This window comes from Pseudomonas paralactis, from assembly GCF_001439735.1.
In the GTDB taxonomy this organism is placed as follows: Bacteria; Pseudomonadota; Gammaproteobacteria; order Pseudomonadales; family Pseudomonadaceae; genus Aquipseudomonas; species Aquipseudomonas paralactis.
This window is the reverse complement of sequence record NZ_JYLN01000003.1, coordinates 483606-500706: the sequence shown is the minus strand read 5'-3', so window position 1 is coordinate 500706 and position 17101 is coordinate 483606. Positions and strand designations below refer to the sequence as shown.

Here is a 17101-nt window from a genome sequence, read left to right as displayed (position 1 = left end):
CCTCTTGAATAACGGGTCAGTGCGCGCCCAGTTCGCGGATCGACAACTTCAGGCTTTCGAAGTCGTAATCCGACAGGCCCACGTAATCCAGCACCAGGTGGCCGATTGCATCCCACTCATGGTCCACCGCCTGGTTACCCAGTACACGGTAAGACGAACAGATATGCTCAGCCATCTTCAAAATGGCCAGCAGGTTCTTGAGCTGCGGATTGCGCGACGACTCATCGCTGAAAATCGCCAGGGCGTTATGGTGATTGGCGATGGCGTCGGTGACATGCTCCGGCAGGCGCCAGGATTTGGCGGTGTAGTAGCCGACCACGGCATGATTGGTGTGGAACGCGTTGTTCTCCGTATCGACCACGCGGCACTCCGGGCCCGCGTTGGCGTACGCCTGTTCCAGCACGGACATGTAGTTGGGGAAGCGCTTGAGCATCAACGGCACGCCGCAATCGTGGAACAAGCCCAGGGCATAGGCTTCGTCGACGGTTTGCGAGCCGGTGCGCTTGGCCAGGGTGAGGCAGGTCATGGCCACATCCTGGGCGGTGTCCCAGAAACGGTTGAGGGTAACGATGGTGTCGTCGCTCATCTCGCCCTTGATCGACTGCGCGTTGATCAAGTTGATGATCGAACGGCTGCCCAACAGGTTCACCGCGCGCTGGATCGATGCAATTTTGTTGCTCAGGCCGTAATACGGCGAGTTGACGATCTTCAGCAGCGCACCGGACAAGCCCGGGTCCTGGGAGATTAACCGCGCAATCACTTCCAGATCCGGGTCGGGCATGTACTGCTCCATCTGCAAATCCACCATGATTTGCGGCTGGGGCGGCACGCTGATGCCTTGCAGGGCCTGTTGGATCTGCTCGGCGGAAAGCTCTTGGGACATAAATACACACTCTGGACTAGGCGCGAATTCTACCCCTTATGCAGACGTGGCCGACACCCAAAAACCCAAGTGAAACCCGATCGAATGTGGGAGCTGGCTTGCCTGCGATAGCATCACCACCGTACGTCTGATACACCGCACCGCCCGCATCGCAGGCAAGCCAGCTCCCACATGAAAGAGTGCGCAAAGGGTATACTCCCGCTCTTTTTTCCGGAGCGACGTCATGTCCCTGCCAAGCCTGCGTCTCAAAGCCAACGCCGATCGTCGTTTGCGCAACGGCCACCTGTGGGTCTACAGCAACGAAATCGACGTGGCCGCCACCCCACTCCACGGCTTCCAGGCAGGCGACCAGGCTATCCTGGAAGCGGCCGGCGGCAAGACCCTGGGCATCGTGGCCATGAGCCCGAACAACCTGATCTGCGCCCGCCTGCTGTCGCGCGACATCAAGTTGCCGCTGGACAAGTCGCTGCTGGTACACCGCCTCAACGTGGCTCTGTCGCTGCGTGATCGCCTGTTCGACAAGCCGTTCTACCGCCTGGTCTACGGTGATTCCGACCTGCTGCCGGGTCTGGTAGTCGACCGTTTCGGCGACATCCTGGTGGTGCAGATCGCTTCGGCGACCATGGAAGCGCATAAAGAAGACGTGATCGCTGCGCTCACCCAGGTGCTCAAGCCCAGCGGCATCCTGTTCAAGAACGACTCCGCCGCGCGTGACGCCGAAGGCCTCAACCGCTACGTCGAAACCGTTTTCGGCCTGGTGCCGGAGTGGGTGGCGCTGGAAGAGAACGGCGTCAAGTTCGAAGCCCCGGTGATCCAGGGCCAGAAAACCGGCTGGTTCTACGACCACCGCATGAACCGCGCCCGCCTGGCCCCGTATGCCAAGGGCAAGCGTGTACTGGACCTGTACAGCTACATCGGAGGCTGGGGCGTGCAAGCTGCCGCCTTCGGCGCCAGTGAAGTGTTCTGCGTCGACGCTTCGGCCTTCGCCCTCGACGGCGTCGAGCGCAACGCCGCGCTGAACGGCTTTGCCGAGAAGATGACCTGCATCGAAGGCGACGTCTTTGAAGCGCTTAAAGAACTGAAAGCAAGCGAAGAACGCTTCGACGTGATCGTCGCCGACCCACCGGCCTTCATCAAACGCAAAAAAGACATGAAAAACGGAGAAGGCGCCTACCGCCGTCTCAACGAGCAAGCCATGCGCCTGCTCAGCAAAGACGGCATCCTCGTCAGCGCCTCGTGCTCCATGCACCTGCCGGAAGACGATCTGCAAAACATCCTGCTCACCAGCGCCCGCCACCTGGACCGCAACATCCAGATGCTCGAACGCGGCGGCCAGGGCCCGGACCACCCGGTGCATCCGGCGATTGTCGAGACGCGCTATATCAAGAGCATTACGTGCCGGTTGCTACCCAATAGCTGATTAAAACCGACCCCTTTGTAGGAGCGAGCTTGCTCGCGAAGAACGAATAGACGCCACGGGCTACCTGATAGCGCTGCGTTATCGTTGACGATCTTCGCGAGCAAGCTCGCTCCTACAAAGATGGCGCACATCATTACGGGAAGGGTCCGACAGCAGTATTGATTGAATTCCATTTTTCGCAGACTAGTATCGGTTTCTGGTTTTACTCCGGAAAACAAAAACAATGTCTGGGCCCACTCTCTCCCGCTTCATCCTCATCACCTGCATCTCCCTGATCAGTTTCTTCCCGATCAATATCCTGCTCCCTTCGTTTCCCGCCCTGTCCGCACAGTTCGACACACCCAGCGCAGACATCGCGCTGTCCATCAGCCTGTTCACTCTGGTGTTTTCGATCTCGCAGCTGGTCGCCGGCCCGCTGTCGGATAAATGGGGACGCAAGGAAGTCCTGCTGGGCTGCATCATGCTCTCCATCTTCGGTGCGCTGGGCTGTGCATGGGCCCCGGATTACCTGACTTTCCTGCTGTTTCGCACGGTGCAGGCCATGGGCTGTGGTTTCTTCGTGTTGGGCCATGCGCTGGTGGAAGACCTGTTCGAAGAGCAAGACCGCGCCCGCGTGCGCCTCTATTACATGACCTTGAGTGGCTCATTCGTCGCGCTGTCACCGCTGATCAGCTCCTGGCTGCAAACTACGCTCGACTGGCAAGGCAGCTTCTACGGCTTTGCGTTGATGGCAGCCGGCATGTTGATCCATGCGCTGTGCATCCTGCCTGCTAAATCCGCCAGTGCGCATCGGGCGCCAGTGTCCATCATCGGCACACTCAAGGCCGTCGCCGCCAACCACGACTTTCTGCGCTACTGGTGGATCGCAGCCCTGGTGTTCGCCTGCTATTTCGCCTTGATCAGTGTGACACCGCTGATTTTCATGGACGCACTGAAGCTCTCTGAATACGAGTACGCGCTCGTGTTGATGGTGTACGGCGTGGCCTATCTGCTCGGTGGCGTGGTGGCCTCTTATCTGCAAAAGCGCATCACGCTGTCCCGGCAGATCAATATCGGGCTCGGCTTGTTGCTCGTCGCTGGTGTGTTGTTAACGCTGATCGTCAGCCTGCAAGCCATCACCAGCGTAACCTTGCTGATACCGATGCTGATCAGCGCCCTGGCCGTCACCCTGGTGCGCCCGGCTGCGATTTCGGCGGCGATGCTGCTGTTTTCCAGCAGCGCAGGAACGGCTGCATCAGCGGGTAACAGCATTATGTTCCTCACCGCCGCCATCAGCAGCGCCCTGCTTGCGCAAACCGGGCCCCATTTACTGATGACCATTGCTGTCAGTTTCATTGTTTTCAGCCTATGGGGCTGGCTGACGAATATCAGGATCAATCGCTAACGCGACCCCTGTAGGAGCGAGCTTGCTCGCGAAAAACGAATAGACGCCACGGGCTACCTGATAGCGCTGCGTTATCGTTGACGATCTTCGCGAGCAAGCTCGCTCCTACAGGGGAAGGTGTCTTATAGCCAGATGGCGTCCCATAGGGGGTATTGGCCAATGTGCTCGACCAAGCCTGCGCGCAAGGGGTTGGCGACGATGTAGCGAGCCATTGCCTTCAAGTCTTCTTCACGGCGCAACGCCCGGTCGAAATAGCCTTTTTGCCAAAGCACTCCGAAGGACTGTCTTGCCTTATTGACTGCACGGGCACTTCGCGATTTGGTTCGCTGCATGAGCCTGGGCAAATCGCCGCTGTGCAACTCCACCAGCCAGTGGAAATGGTCGGGCATGACCACCCAGGCGAGTGACGTTGCATCTTTGTCTTCCTGAGCCTTTCTGAATTCGCGGACCAGCAAGCGACCGATAAGCCAGTCTTGAAAAATGTGTTGCCGTTGATGGGTGACAGCCGTTAGCAAGTAGATACTGCCCGATTCTGAATAGCGCCCTTTACGCAGCCGATGCGCATTTTGCTGGTTGGACATTCCTTCGTCCTCTTCTGTGATTGGAAGAGAAACGGTAGGAGCTGCAGCGCCAACCAGCCTTTAAACAGTAGTTCTGAATATGTCCCCCCTGTAGGAGCGAGCTCGCTCGCGAAAAACCCACAGACGACACGGGCTACCTGATAGCACAGCGTCATCGTTGACGATTTTCGCGAGCAAGCTCGCTCCTACAAGAAGTCGGTGTAGAATCGGCCCTATTCATCGCCAGTCATCCCCCGGCGGGTTTATGAGCTCGAGGCCCAAGCAAGCGGCGATCCCGCGATGCGAGTGGCAACTTCCGGACACACGGCCATTTTCTGAGTGTTCCAGTCGTCAATTAGAAGCTCACTCCCCTTTAGTACTTGATTAGCCGCCCGGAGTGCTCCAATGCCTGATTACCGCTCGAAAACATCCACCCACGGCCGCAACATGGCCGGCGCGCGCGCACTGTGGCGTGCCACGGGGATGAAAGATGACGACTTCAAAAAGCCGATCATCGCGATTGCCAACTCCTTTACCCAGTTCGTACCGGGCCACGTCCACCTCAAGGACCTCGGCCAACTGGTCGCCCGCGAAATCGAACGCGCTGGCGGTGTAGCGAAAGAATTCAACACCATCGCCGTGGACGACGGCATCGCCATGGGTCATGACGGCATGCTGTATTCCCTGCCGAGCCGCGAGATCATCGCCGACTCCGTGGAATACATGGTCAACGCCCACTGCGCTGACGCCATCGTCTGCATCTCGAACTGCGACAAGATCACCCCCGGCATGTTGATGGCTGCCTTACGCCTGAACATCCCGGTTATCTTCGTCTCCGGCGGCCCGATGGAAGCAGGCAAGACCAAGCTCGCCTCCCACGGCCTCGACCTGGTCGACGCCATGGTGATCGCCGCCGACTCCAGCGCTTCTGACGAGAAGGTCGCGGAATACGAGCGCAGCGCCTGCCCGACTTGTGGTTCGTGCTCTGGCATGTTCACCGCCAACTCGATGAACTGCCTGGTGGAAGCCCTGGGTCTCGCCCTGCCGGGCAACGGTTCCACACTGGCCACTCACAGCGACCGCGAGCAGTTGTTCCTGCAGGCCGGCCGTACCATCGTCGAGCTGTGCAAGCGTTACTACGGCGAGAACGATGAGTCGGTGTTGCCGCGCAATATCGCCAACTTCAAGGCGTTCGAAAACGCCATGACCCTGGACATCGCCATGGGCGGTTCCACCAACACCATTCTGCATTTGCTGGCCGCCGCCCAGGAAGCCGAGATCGATTTCGACCTGCGCGACATCGACCGCCTGTCCCGTCACGTGCCGCAACTGTGCAAAGTCGCGCCGAACATCCAGAAGTACCACATGGAAGACGTGCACCGCGCCGGCGGGATCTTCTCGATCCTCGGTTCCCTTGCCCGTGGCGGCCTGCTGCATACCGACCTGCCGACCGTGCACAGCAAGTCCATCGCCGAAGGCATCGCCAAATGGGACATCACCCAGACCGACGACGAAGCCGTGCACACCTTCTTCAAGGCCGGCCCGGCCGGTATTCCGACGCAGACGGCGTTCAGCCAGTCGACCCGTTGGGACACCCTGGACGACGACCGTGAAAACGGCTGCATCCGCAGTGTCGAGCACGCCTACTCGCAAGAAGGCGGCCTGGCCGTACTGTACGGCAACATCGCCCTGGACGGCTGTGTGGTCAAAACGGCGGGCGTGGATGAGTCCATCCACGTCTTCGAAGGCCGCGCCAAGATCTACGAGAGCCAGGACAGTTCGGTACGCGGCATCCTCGCGGACGAAGTCAAGGAAGGCGATATCGTGATCATCCGTTACGAAGGCCCCAAAGGCGGCCCGGGTATGCAGGAGATGCTTTACCCCACGTCCTACCTGAAATCCAAAGGCCTGGGCAAAGCCTGCGCCCTGCTGACCGACGGGCGTTTCTCCGGCGGGACTTCGGGCCTGTCCATCGGCCACGCTTCCCCGGAAGCCGCTGCCGGTGGCGCGATTGGCCTGGTGCAGGATGGCGACAAGGTGCTGATCGACATTCCGAACCGCTCGATCAACCTGTTGATCAGCGATGAAGAACTGGCAGCACGCCGGGTTGAGCAGGACAAGAAAGGCTGGAAGCCAGTGGAGAAGCGCCCGCGCAAAGTCACCACCGCGTTGAAGGCCTACGCGTTGTTGGCCACCAGCGCCGACAAAGGTGCGGTACGCAACAAAGCCATGCTCGACGGCCTGTAAGCCCCGCGCATAAAAATGCCCCGCCAAGTGCGGGGCATTTTTTTGCCTGGCCAAAACCTCCACAACACCGAGGATCAACTGTGGGAGCTGGCTTGCCTGCGATAGCTATAGGCCTGCCGGTGAGTTCTTGTTTGGCACACCGCCATTGCGGGCGAGCCAGCCCCCGCATTGGATATAGGTAATCTCTTAGAACTGTGGGGTATAGGTCATGGTGAACATCACATTGCGTGGGTCGCCGTAGTAGTTGCTGCCCCAGTTCGCGTTGTAGGCCGGGATGTAATACTTCTTGTCGAACATGTTGTTCAGGTTTGCCGCCACGGTGAATTCCTGGTTGATCTTGTAGGCCACCCGCGAATCCCACAATGCATTACCCGGCACGCTGAAAGTACGGTCATAGGCTTCGGTGCTGCTTTGCGCGGTCACACCGGCACCCACGCTCCAATGCTGCCAATCGTCCGGCAACTGGTAATCGCCCCAGACCTTGAGCAAGTGCTTGGGGGTCCAGGTGCTGAAAATCTTGCCTTCGTAGGTATTGTCCTTGAGGAATTTAGTGGTGTTGTAGGTGTAGCTGGAGGCCAGCTGCAGGCCTGGCAGCACCTCACCACTGAGTGTGGCTTCAAAGCCTTGGCTGCGGACCTTGCCGGAAGCGACCGAGCAGTACCAACCATTGCAGTTCATTGGCCCTTGCAGGTCCTGCACGCTACGGTTTTCCTGGTCGTAACGGAAGATCGCAAACGAGGTATTGAGGCGCCCGTCAGCCAGCTCTCCCTTGACGCCCAACTCGTAGTTTTTGCCCTCGATAGGCTTGAGCAGGGAGCCGGAGGTAGTCAGGTTGGTTTGCGGCTCAAAGGCATCGGCATAGCTGGCGTAGGCCGACCACTGCTCGTTGAGCGCATAGACCAGGCCGGCGTAGGGCGTAACCTTGCCATTGGACTGGGTGGTATTGTCTTGCGGTGCACTATAGGCGCCTTTGAATCCACTCTGGCCAATGTAGGAATAGTCATACCAACTGGTACGCGCACCGACGATCAACGTCAGCGGGTCCAGGACTTTCACACGCCAGGTGCCATAGATGCCTTTCTGGCGGATGTCATACCAGCTTTTCGAGGCGGCACCCTCCTGGAACAATTGGTATTTGTCGCGCTGTGGGCGGTTGTGGTCGATGTTGAAGATATCCGCACCGGGATTTGAAGCCCGAGCCCACTGGTCATCGGTGGTGAGCTTGGAATAGTTGGCGCCCAGCACCACTTCCTGCTGGAAGCCCAGCCCCTCAAACTTGCCGTTTACATACACATCCGCGCCGCGGCTCTTGGTATTGAAGTCGGTGATCCAATCCACATAGGGCACAGTGCCACCGCCGACGGGTACCGTGTCCCACGTCGCCTGGTAGGTTGCGTCGTTGTGTTCATCCATGGCTACCAGTGCGGCTTTCACTTTCCAGTCATCGTTGAAGCGATGCTCGATGTCGGCAAACACCTGAGTCTGATTGTTGACGTTGCGGTTCCAACTGGCGCCGACAAATGTAGAGCGCGGCAGACCGATATCACTGCCGTCGGCATAACGGGGCAACGACATGAAGTTGGGGCGCGAATGGCCCTTCTGGTTACTGATGCCCAGGCCGACGGTGGTGTCGGGAGTGAAATCGTAGTCGACGGCGCCATAAACCGTCTGGTTCCAGCCACCCGCATAGTCGACGAAGGAGTCGGTGGTGTCGTAATCCGCTACGAAGCGGCCGCGCAAGGTGCCTTCGGCGTTCAGCGGGCCACCGACGTCGACCTGAGTGCCGTAGTGGTCCCATGATCCAGCCTTGGCGGTAATGGTCGCAGTCGGCGCTTGCTGCCCGCGCTTGCGCACCAGGTTCATGGTGCCGCCGGGGCTGTTGGCACCTTGCAGCAAGGCGGCCGGGCCACGCAGCGTCTCGACGCGGTCGTAAATGGCCATGTTTTCGGTGAGATAGCTGCCCAAGGTGTAAGTGTTACGTGGAATCCCCACACCGTCGTATTGCAGGGTACCGACCTCGAAACCACGGGAGAAGATGAACATACCGGAGCCGGGAGACTTGGTCGCTGTCAGGCCGGGCGTGCGCTTGACCACTTCAGAGAGCTTGGTGGTATTCTGATCATCCATCTGCTTACGGGTCATGACGCTGACCGACTGCGGGATGTCCTTGAGTTTTTGCTCGCCCTTGCCCAGGGTCACGGCCCCCGTGGTGTACGAGCCCGTGCCTTCGGTGGTGACGCCCAGGCGTTCGGCCGTGATGGTGGTGGCGCCCACTTCCAGGGCAGTGCCTGGTACCACACGTTTTTCCAGGGTGACAGTATCGGCATTGATAAACGCCGCGCTCAACCCCGTGCCGCCGAGCAGTTGCCCCAAGGCTTCACGCTGTCCCAGGTTGCCCTTCACACCCGGCGATGTCACCCCTTGGGTCAGCTCCCCATTCACTAGCACCTGAACCCGCGTCACCGCCGAGAACGCCGCCAGCGCAGCGTCCAGGCCCTGCCCGGGAATATCGAAGCGGTAAGCCTGGGCCTGGTTGGCCTCAGCGGCCTGCAGGTACGACGGCGCGATGCAACTGGCCAAGGAAATGGCCAGGGCCAGCAAGGGCCGTGTGGCGAATCGGTATGCCATGAATGGTGCTCCCCGGTACAAAAAGTCTGTGATCGGCGCCGCACTACTTGAGAGTGCTTACTATTTACGCCTCAGTGATCAAGGACGATGGCTTGCGGGGAAACCCTGAAAATATTTTGAAAAATTGCCGTCAGGACGCGTTGCCTTCACGTAACACCAGCAAATACGGGGTGTAGTGCTCGGCACGCAGGTTGAGGGTGTATTCCAACGCCTTGAGCACGGCATCGGGTTTGTCGATTTCGAACACGCCGGACACCACCCGATTGCGCAACGCATCACCGAGCACTAGCGTCTTGCCCGGCCAGTAGCGGTTCAGCTCAGAGACCACCACCGACAAAGGTTGCTGACGGAACACCAGTTGCCGCTGACGCCAGGCAAAGCCGCTGGCCGGGTCGAAACCGTGGGCGTGCGCAAGGTTCCGGTCCTGATACTCCACAGCCCGCCCCGGTTCCAGATAGACCGGCGTGCCGCTCCCTGCACTGACCTCAACCTTGCCCTGCGCCACCTGCACGCGCGTCTGATCATCACGCCGCGCCACACTGAACTGGGTGCCGACCACTCTCACCCAGCCGTCGCCCGACTGCACCACAAAGGGCCGTGCAGGATCCTTGGTCACATCGAAGAAACCTTCACCACGCAGCAAACGAATCTGCCGCTCACCCGCAGTCATGCGGATTTGCACCGCACTGTCGGTGTTGAGCTGAAGGTGGGAACCATCGGCCAGTTCGATGGTGCGCGACTCGCCAGTGCCGGTGGCGTAGTCGGCACGCAAGCGGTCAAGCCAGGGAGTGTTCTGCACGGTCAGGCCCACGGCCAGCAACACGGCAGCCGCATACGCCCAGCGCCGAAGCGGTTTACGCCAATTGGCCTGCTCGCCACGGCGAATGACTCGCGCCGGCTCACGCAGGCCGTCGAGCATCGCCTGCACTTCCTGCCAGGCATCATCCTGGGCCTGGCCCTGCCCGAGCCAGGCAGCAAAGGCGTCCATTTCAGCCGCGGTCAAGTCCTCGGCGTGCAGGCGGAAATACCAGCCGGACGCTTCTTCGAACAACACATCAGCAGTAGGCGGGGCAGTCATGACCGACGTCCTTGTGCATCGCAGGCTAGGCGCGTCTTGATGTACCCACGGCACTCAATCAAGGCGCGACGCAATTGGTATTCCACACTGCGCGGGCTGATCGACAGGCGTTCGCCAATCTCGCGGTAGGAAAGCTCGTCGACATGATAGAGCAGGAAGATCTGCCGAGTCGCCTCGGGCAGGCCCAGAATCGCATCCTGCATCAGTCGCTCCTGCTGATAGGCGGCCAGTTGTTCGTCGGCACCGGGGTTGCTGCAGGGCAGTTCTTCGCTCGGTGCGCCGGCATCCAGACGCTCGCGACGAATAGCCTGGCGTTGGTGGTCACGCACCAGGTTACTGGCAATGGTAAAGAGGAACGCGGGGAGGTTGTCGATCTTCTCACCGGACTCCAGGCGCGCCAGGCGCAGGAACGATTCCTGGGTCAGGTCGGCAGCCACCTGAGCGCTGCCGGTGCGGCGGGTAACGAAGGCTTCGAGGGCTTTCTTCTGCTCCGCGAACAGGCGCGCGATCTGCGTATTCCAGGAGGACACAGCACTACCTTGAGAAGAACGGACGGTTCAGGGAGTGCGCACGCTAGCAAAGAATGAGATTAGTTCGCAATTGATATCTATTTTTGCCTTTGAGTCTGTGCTGTTCTTAAGACCGCCTTCGCGGGCAAGCCCGCTCCCACCGTTGACCGCGCACCAACATGAGAATGCGGTCGACGGTAGGAGCGGGCTTGCTCGCGAAGGCAGGCGACGCTGTGTTACTGAATCTCCTCCGGCTTGACGATCACCCAGTTCTTGTCCGCCGTCACCGGCAGCCCTTCCTTGGCTTGCGCCGCCGCGTGCTTGGCGATCATGCCGTTGAGTTGCGTCATGTACTTGTCTTTGCGGTTGATCCACAGGTGGATGCCGCCCTTGGCCACATCCACATCGTGGAACAGCATGTAGCCGTCGCTGGTCGGTGTGTCACCGCCGACAATCACCGGTTTTTTCCATTCGTCGATGTAGGTGAGAATCGCCGCGTGCTTGCCGGCCATCCAGGTCGCCGGGGTCCACAGATAGGGGGTCAGTTCCAGGCCGAGGTTGCTCTTCTCGTCATACTTGCCGGCAGTGATCTGTTTGCGTGCGGTGGTCAGCTCGCCGGTCTTGCGGTCCTTGAGCATCGTGGTCACGCCGATGACGTTCTCGGGCTTTACGTTGTAGCCGTACTTCGGATCGGCCGCGACCATGCGCACCAGCTCCTCGGACGCGGCGGTCATCACATAGACCTCGATGCCGTTTTCCATCAGCTTGTTGTACAGCTCGGCCTGGCCGGTGAAGACTTTCGGCGGCTGTACCTCGGATTTTTTCACCACGTCGCCTTCAAAATAGCTGACCGGCACGGGCTTGCCGGAGGCCATCAGCTCGTCGACCTGCACTTTGAGTTCCTTGAGGGTGAAGCCGGAAAAAATCTGCGCAACCCAGGGGTAGCAGACCATGTCGTCGACTTCGCACAGACGATAATAGTAGCTGAACAGACTTTCCTTATGATCGGCGGTGTCTTTGAAGGGGATAAGCTTGAGCGAAGGGTCCATGGTTTCGCGGGTGATCAGGCCCTTGTTTTCCATGAACGGCAGCAGCGACTCTTCAAGGTCGTAACGGTAGCTGGTGTTGTCCATGTCGAACACCGCGTAGTTACCCTTGTTGGCGTTGGCGGCGATCATTTCGTTGAGCTGTTTGGCGGCAGGTGCCGGCCAGTGTTTCAACTCGGTGGCGGCAAACGCCTGGCTGGCAAGCCCGAGGCAAAAGGCGGCGGATACCAATAGTTTCGGCGCGAGCTTCATAGGCGTTGTCTCCCTCAAGTGAAAGACATCGACGCTAACAAATCCGTATGACAGTTATCGCCCGAGCACGACCCAGGACGTCGTGATCACGCCAAGGGCATACGCCTGAGCGTCAAACCCTTATTCCAAAAACGACAGTTACCATTCCATATCGGTATTAAATCAATATATTTCAAGCTGTTAGGCTTCCCGGTTCGCAATCGCAGGCTCACGCGATTGGCTGCCTTCTCAACGGAGCTTCAATGAATCTGCCCCTGATTCTCAATTTATTGGTGTTCGTGGCCCTGTTGCTGGGCCTGGCACAAACTGGCCGTACTAACTGGAGCCTCGCCAAGAAGGTCCTGTTCGCCCTGGTGCTGGGCGTGCTGTTCGGTACGGCATTGCATACGGTTTATGGCGACGGTAACCCGGTGCTAAAAGCCTCCATCGGCTGGTTTGACCTGGTCGGCAATGGCTATGTGCAGTTGCTGCAAATGATCGTGATCCCGCTGGTGTTCGCTTCGATCCTCAGTGCCGTGGCGCGCCTGCACAACGCCTCGTCCCTGGGCAAGATCAGCTTTTTGACCATCGGCACGCTGCTGTTCACCACGGCCATCGCGGCGCTGATCGGCATCGGCTTGACCAACCTGTTCGGCCTCACCGCCGAGGGCCTGGTGGCCGGCACTCAGGAAATGGCGCGCCTGCAAGTGATCCAGAGTGATTACGCGGGCAAGGTCGCCGACCTGAATATCCCGCAGTTGCTGCTGTCGTTCGTGCCGGCCAACCCGTTCGCCGACCTGGCCCGGGCCAAACCGACGTCGATCATCAGCGTGGTGATTTTCGCCGCATTCCTTGGGGTTGCCGCGCTGCAACTGCTCAAGGACGACGTGGAAAAAGGCCAGAAAGTCCTTAACGCCATCGACACCCTGCAAGCCTGGGTCATGCGCCTGGTGCGCCTGGTGATGAAGCTGACCCCCTACGGTGTGCTGGCGCTGATGACCAAAGTGGTCGCCGGTTCCAACCTGCAAGACATCATCAAGCTGGGCAGTTTCGTGGTGGTGTCGTACCTGGCCCTGGGCCTGATGTTTGTGGTGCACGGTTTGCTGCTGTCGTTGGCCGGGATCAACCCGCTGCGCTTCTTCCGCAAGGTGTGGCCGGTGCTGACCTTCGCCTTCACCAGCCGCTCCAGCGCTGCAAGCATCCCGCTGAGCATTGAAGCGCAGACCCGTCGCCTGGGCATCCCGCAATCCATCGCCGGTTTCGCCGCCTCGTTTGGTGCGACCATCGGCCAGAACGGCTGTGCCGGTCTTTACCCTGCGATGTTGGCGGTGATGGTCGCCCCGACTGTGGGCATCAACCCGCTGGACCCGCTGTGGATCGCGACCCTGGTGGCGATTGTGACCTTGAGTTCGGCGGGCGTTGCCGGCGTCGGCGGCGGTGCGACCTTTGCCGCGCTGATCGTGCTGCCGGCCATGGGCTTACCGGTGTCACTGGTGGCACTGCTGATTTCGGTGGAGCCACTGATCGACATGGGCCGTACGGCGTTGAACGTCAATGGTTCGATGACGGCCGGGGCGATTACCAGCCAGATCATGGGGCAGACGGATAAAGCGCTGTTGAATGCCGATGAGCATGCCGAACTGGCGCAGGCATAAAGGCTTATAACCTGTAGGAGCGAGCTTGCTCGCGAAGAACCTGAGGACGCCGCGTTCATTCAGAATGCCCGCGTCATCGTTGACGATCTTCGCGAGCAAGCTCGCTCCTACACTAGTTGCGCTCCCACACTTCGAAGTTGTAGGCCGGTTTATCACCTTCGGCCGGATTCTCGACATTCGACACCAGCTTCCACTGGTTCATATCAAACGCTGGAAACCACGCATCCCCTTCCGGGCTGAGCGCCACCCGCGTCAGGTACAGGCGATCCGCCTGCTCCAGCCCCTGCGCATACAACTGCGCGCCGCCGATCAGCATCAGTTCGTCCACGCCTTGGGCCTTGGCCCACGCCTCAGCGCGCTCGACTGCCGCTTCAAGTGACGGAAAAACTTCCGCACCTTCAAGCCTCAGATCGGTCTGACGGCTGACCACTATGTTCAAGCGCCCCGGCAGCGGTCGACCCAGGGAGTCCCAGGTCTTGCGCCCCATGATGATCGGCTTGCCCAGCGTGGTGGCCTTGAAATACTTGAAATCCCCCGGCAAATGCCAGGGCATGCTGTTGTCGACGCCGATCACGCGGTTTTCACCGAGGGCTGCGATCAGGCTTAAAGGAAGAGTTTTTTTCATGGCGACGAGAATACCAGAGCCGCGAGTCAGCGGTTATGCTCCAACCTCATCAACACAACAGGACAGCGCGTGACTGCACTGAACCCGCTGCAAAAACTCTGGCTGACAGAAGCCGTGCGCCTGCGTGAAGAACACGCAGGCCCCCTGGAAGACCTGGAAGCCAACCGCCTGGCCCGTACGGCCGGGGGCGACCTGTCGACACGCATTACGCAGCGCGCCCTGCACCTGGCCGGGCGCGACGGCCTGACCGGCGCCCTCACACGCTGGCTGCAAGGCGCACGCCTGGCGCTGGTGTTGTTGGCGGTGGTGGCTGTGATCAGCGGCGCCGGTCTGGCGTTTGCTGCGTTGGGTAATGGCCTGATGCCGGTGAACGTGTTCTGGGCCCTGGGCAGCCTGCTGGGGTTGAACCTGATCCTGCTGATCAGTTGGGCTCTGGGCCTGCTGTTTGCCGGCGAACACAGCGCCAGCCTTGGGCGACTGTGGTTGTGGCTCAGCGAGAAACTGGCGCGTGACGCCAAGGCCGCACAGTTGGCACCCGCGCTACTGCTGTTGTTGCAACGGCAAAAACTCAATCGCTGGGCGGTGGGTGTGCTGGTCAACAGCCTGTGGCTGCTGGCCTTGCTCAGCGCCATGGTGATTCTGCTGACCCTGCTCGCCACCCGTCGCTACGGCTTTGTGTGGGAAACCACCATTCTCGGCGCCGATACGTTTGTCGCCGTGACCCAGGCCCTCGGCACACTCCCGGCTCTGCTCGGTTTCAATGTGCCCACCGTGGAGATGATCCGCGCCAGCGGCGACTCCGCGCTGAATATCGAAAGCGCCCGCCAGGCCTGGGCGGCCTGGCTGGTGGGCGTGTTGCTGGTCTACGGCCTGCTGCCGCGGTTGATCCTTGCCTTGCTGTGCCTGTGGCGATGGAAACGCGGGCGCGCAGCGTTGCGCCTAGATCTCAACCTGCCTGGCTACGCCCAACTGCGCGAACGCCTGATGCCCAGCAGCGAACGGCTTGGGGTCAAAGATGCCGCGCCCGAACAGCTGCACCACGTCAGCGGCGGCGTCAGCGAGATGGAAAGCGACGGCGCCTTGCTGGTGGCCATCGAACTCGACGATCAGCAACCATGGCCACCCAAACTGCCCGGCAACGTTAAAAACGCCGGCATCCTCGACAGCCGCGAATCACGCAACAAACTGCTGGAACAACTCAGCCGGTTCCCGCCGGCGCGCCTGGCTATCGTTTGCGACCCACGCCGCTCGCCGGATCGCGGCAGTCTGGCGCTGATCGCCGAACTGGCGCGCAGCGCAACCGCCACTCGTGTATGGCTGCTGCAAGCACCGCCGGGCCAGGCGCTGGACGCCGAGCGCCTGGGTGACTGGCACACTGCGCTGCAACAACTTGAGCTGCCGTTCGCCGACTGCGCGCCGTTAAACTGGCTGGAGACCGGGCATGACTAAACCGCTGAAACTCGCCGTAGTCGGCCACACCAACGTCGGCAAGACCTCACTGCTGCGCACCCTCACCCGTGACGTGGGCTTCGGCGAAGTCTCCCATCGCCCCAGCACCACGCGGCACGTCGAAGGCGCACGCTTGTCGGTGGATGGCGAAGCCTTGCTGGAGCTGTACGACACGCCCGGCCTGGAAGACGCCATCGCCCTGCTCGACTATCTGGAGCGCCTGGACCGCCCCGGCGAACGCCTGGACGGGCCCGCGCGCCTGGCGCGTTTTCTGGAAGGCAGCGAAGCCCGTCAACGGTTCGAACAGGAAGCCAAGGTGTTGCGCCAATTGCTGGCTTCGGACGCCGGCCTGTATGTGATCGACGCCCGCGAGCCGGTGCTGGCCAAGTACCGCGATGAGTTGCAAGTGCTGGCCAGTTGCGGCAAACCCTTGTTACCGGTGCTCAACTTCGTCACCAGCAGCGACCAGCGCGAGCCGGACTGGCGCGAAGCCCTGGCCCGCCTCGGCCTGCACGCGCTGGTGCGTTTTGACAGCGTGGCGCCGCCGGAAGACGGTGAACGACGTCTGTACGAAAGCCTCGCCCTGCTGCTGGAAAACTCCCGCCCGCAGCTGGAACGCCTGATCCTTGATCAAGAGGCCCAACGCCTGGCCCGCCAGCAAAGCGCCGCCCGCTTGATCGCCGAATTGTTGATCGACTGCGCGGCCTGCCGTCGCAGTGTCGTTACCGAAGATGAACAGCAAGCCATCGGCGATCTGCGCAAAGCGGTGCGCCAACGCGAACAAAAGTGCGTCGAAGCCCTGCTCAAACTGTTCGGCTTTCGCCCACAGGATGCCGCCGCCAGTGACCTACCGTTGCTCGACGGTCGCTGGGGCGATGACTTGTTCAACCCCGAGACCCTCAAGCAGCTTGGCGTGCGGGTCGGCGGCGGGATCGCCGCGGGCGCTGCGGCCGGTGCTGGCGTGGATCTGCTGGTCGGCGGCCTGACCCTTGGCGCTGCGGCCCTGGCCGGAGCTATCGCCGGTGGCGCCCTGCAAACCGCACGCAGCTACGGCAGTCGCCTGCTCGGCAAAATCAAGGGCCAGCGCGAGCTGACCGTCGACGACAGCGTATTGCGCCTGCTCGCCCTGCGCCAACGCCAACTGCTCAAGGCCCTGAACCTGCGCGGCCATGCGGCGATGCACAGCATCAAGGTCGACACGCCCCAGGACAAAACCTGGCGCGAGGGCAAACTGCCCGACGCCTTGCACAAGGCCCGCGCCTATCCACAATGGTCATCCTTGAACCCCCACGCGAAACTGAGCCAGGCCGAGCGCCAGGAGCAGGTTGAAGCCCTGGCCCAGCGCCTGGACCAGACCTGAGCCACAAAACACCTGCGTGTTCCAGG

At 60.6% G+C, this 17101-nt stretch carries 13 protein-coding genes; 6 read left to right on the top strand and 7 right to left on the bottom strand.

Annotated features, from left to right (window positions below; translation table 11 throughout):
• Window positions 1-16: 16 nt before the first annotated feature.
• On the bottom strand, window positions 17-829 hold the full coding sequence (locus TX23_RS10465; protein WP_186561648.1) for an HDOD domain-containing protein: 813 nt from the start codon (window positions 827-829) through the stop codon (window positions 17-19).
• Between the two features lie 277 nt (window positions 830-1106).
• Between TX23_RS10465 and TX23_RS10460 the strand changes: the two genes are divergently transcribed.
• Both TX23_RS10460 and TX23_RS10455 read left to right on the top strand, forming a co-directional pair.
• Window positions 1107-2303 carry a class I SAM-dependent rRNA methyltransferase gene (locus tag TX23_RS10460; protein WP_005792302.1) on the top strand — a complete coding sequence of 399 codons (1197 nt, stop codon included), beginning with the start codon at window positions 1107-1109 and terminating at the stop codon, window positions 2301-2303.
• A 223-nt stretch (window positions 2304-2526) separates the two neighbouring features.
• Window positions 2527-3687 carry an MFS transporter gene (locus TX23_RS10455; protein ID WP_057702097.1) on the top strand — a complete coding sequence of 387 codons (1161 nt, stop codon included), beginning with the start codon at window positions 2527-2529 and terminating at the stop codon, window positions 3685-3687.
• Window positions 3688-3809: 122 nt separating this feature from the next.
• Here the strand turns inward: TX23_RS10455 and TX23_RS10450 are convergent, their stop codons facing one another.
• Complete coding sequence (locus TX23_RS10450; RefSeq protein ID WP_057702096.1) at window positions 3810-4268, bottom strand: REP-associated tyrosine transposase; 459 nt, start codon at window positions 4266-4268, stop codon at window positions 3810-3812.
• 384 nt (window positions 4269-4652) lie between these two features.
• On the opposite strand from TX23_RS10450, the gene ilvD reads away from it, so the two are divergent.
• Window positions 4653-6494: a dihydroxy-acid dehydratase gene (ilvD, locus tag TX23_RS10445; RefSeq protein ID WP_003195159.1), complete on the top strand. Its 1842-nt coding sequence runs from the start codon at window positions 4653-4655 to the stop codon at window positions 6492-6494.
• Between the two features lie 186 nt (window positions 6495-6680).
• On the opposite strand, the gene TX23_RS10440 is transcribed toward ilvD, so the two are convergent.
• The 4 genes from TX23_RS10440 to TX23_RS10425 form a co-directional block, all read right to left on the bottom strand.
• Complete coding sequence (locus tag TX23_RS10440; protein ID WP_057702095.1) at window positions 6681-9122, bottom strand: TonB-dependent siderophore receptor; 2442 nt, start codon at window positions 9120-9122, stop codon at window positions 6681-6683.
• Between the two features lie 130 nt (window positions 9123-9252).
• Window positions 9253-10200, bottom strand: coding sequence for a FecR family protein (locus TX23_RS10435; protein ID WP_057702094.1), 948 nt, complete (start codon window positions 10198-10200; stop codon window positions 9253-9255).
• The gene (locus TX23_RS10430; protein WP_057702093.1) at window positions 10197-10730 is read right to left on the bottom strand and encodes an RNA polymerase sigma factor; all 534 of its coding nucleotides are present in this window, start codon (window positions 10728-10730) and stop codon (window positions 10197-10199) included. The genes TX23_RS10435 and TX23_RS10430 overlap by 4 nt, the downstream gene beginning before the upstream one ends.
• A 215-nt stretch (window positions 10731-10945) precedes the next feature.
• The gene (locus tag TX23_RS10425; RefSeq protein ID WP_014720351.1) at window positions 10946-12007 is read right to left on the bottom strand and encodes an HAD family hydrolase; all 1062 of its coding nucleotides are present in this window, start codon (window positions 12005-12007) and stop codon (window positions 10946-10948) included.
• 242 nt (window positions 12008-12249) lie between these two features.
• Here TX23_RS10425 and TX23_RS10420 point away from each other — a divergent pair, with 242 nt between their 5' ends.
• Window positions 12250-13641 carry an L-cystine transporter gene (locus tag TX23_RS10420; RefSeq protein WP_057702092.1) on the top strand — a complete coding sequence of 464 codons (1392 nt, stop codon included), beginning with the start codon at window positions 12250-12252 and terminating at the stop codon, window positions 13639-13641.
• 112 nt (window positions 13642-13753) lie between these two features.
• On the opposite strand, the gene TX23_RS10415 is transcribed toward TX23_RS10420, so the two are convergent.
• Window positions 13754-14266 carry a dihydrofolate reductase gene (locus TX23_RS10415; RefSeq protein WP_057702091.1) on the bottom strand — a complete coding sequence of 171 codons (513 nt, stop codon included), beginning with the start codon at window positions 14264-14266 and terminating at the stop codon, window positions 13754-13756.
• 69 nt (window positions 14267-14335) lie between these two features.
• Between TX23_RS10415 and TX23_RS10410 the strand changes: the two genes are divergently transcribed.
• Both TX23_RS10410 and TX23_RS10405 read left to right on the top strand, forming a co-directional pair.
• Window positions 14336-15715, top strand: coding sequence for a DUF2868 domain-containing protein (locus tag TX23_RS10410; protein WP_057702090.1), 1380 nt, complete (start codon window positions 14336-14338; stop codon window positions 15713-15715).
• Complete coding sequence (locus TX23_RS10405; RefSeq protein WP_057702089.1) at window positions 15708-17075, top strand: DUF3482 domain-containing protein; 1368 nt, start codon at window positions 15708-15710, stop codon at window positions 17073-17075. The genes TX23_RS10410 and TX23_RS10405 overlap by 8 nt, the downstream gene beginning before the upstream one ends.
• Window positions 17076-17101: the final 26 nt, after the last annotated feature.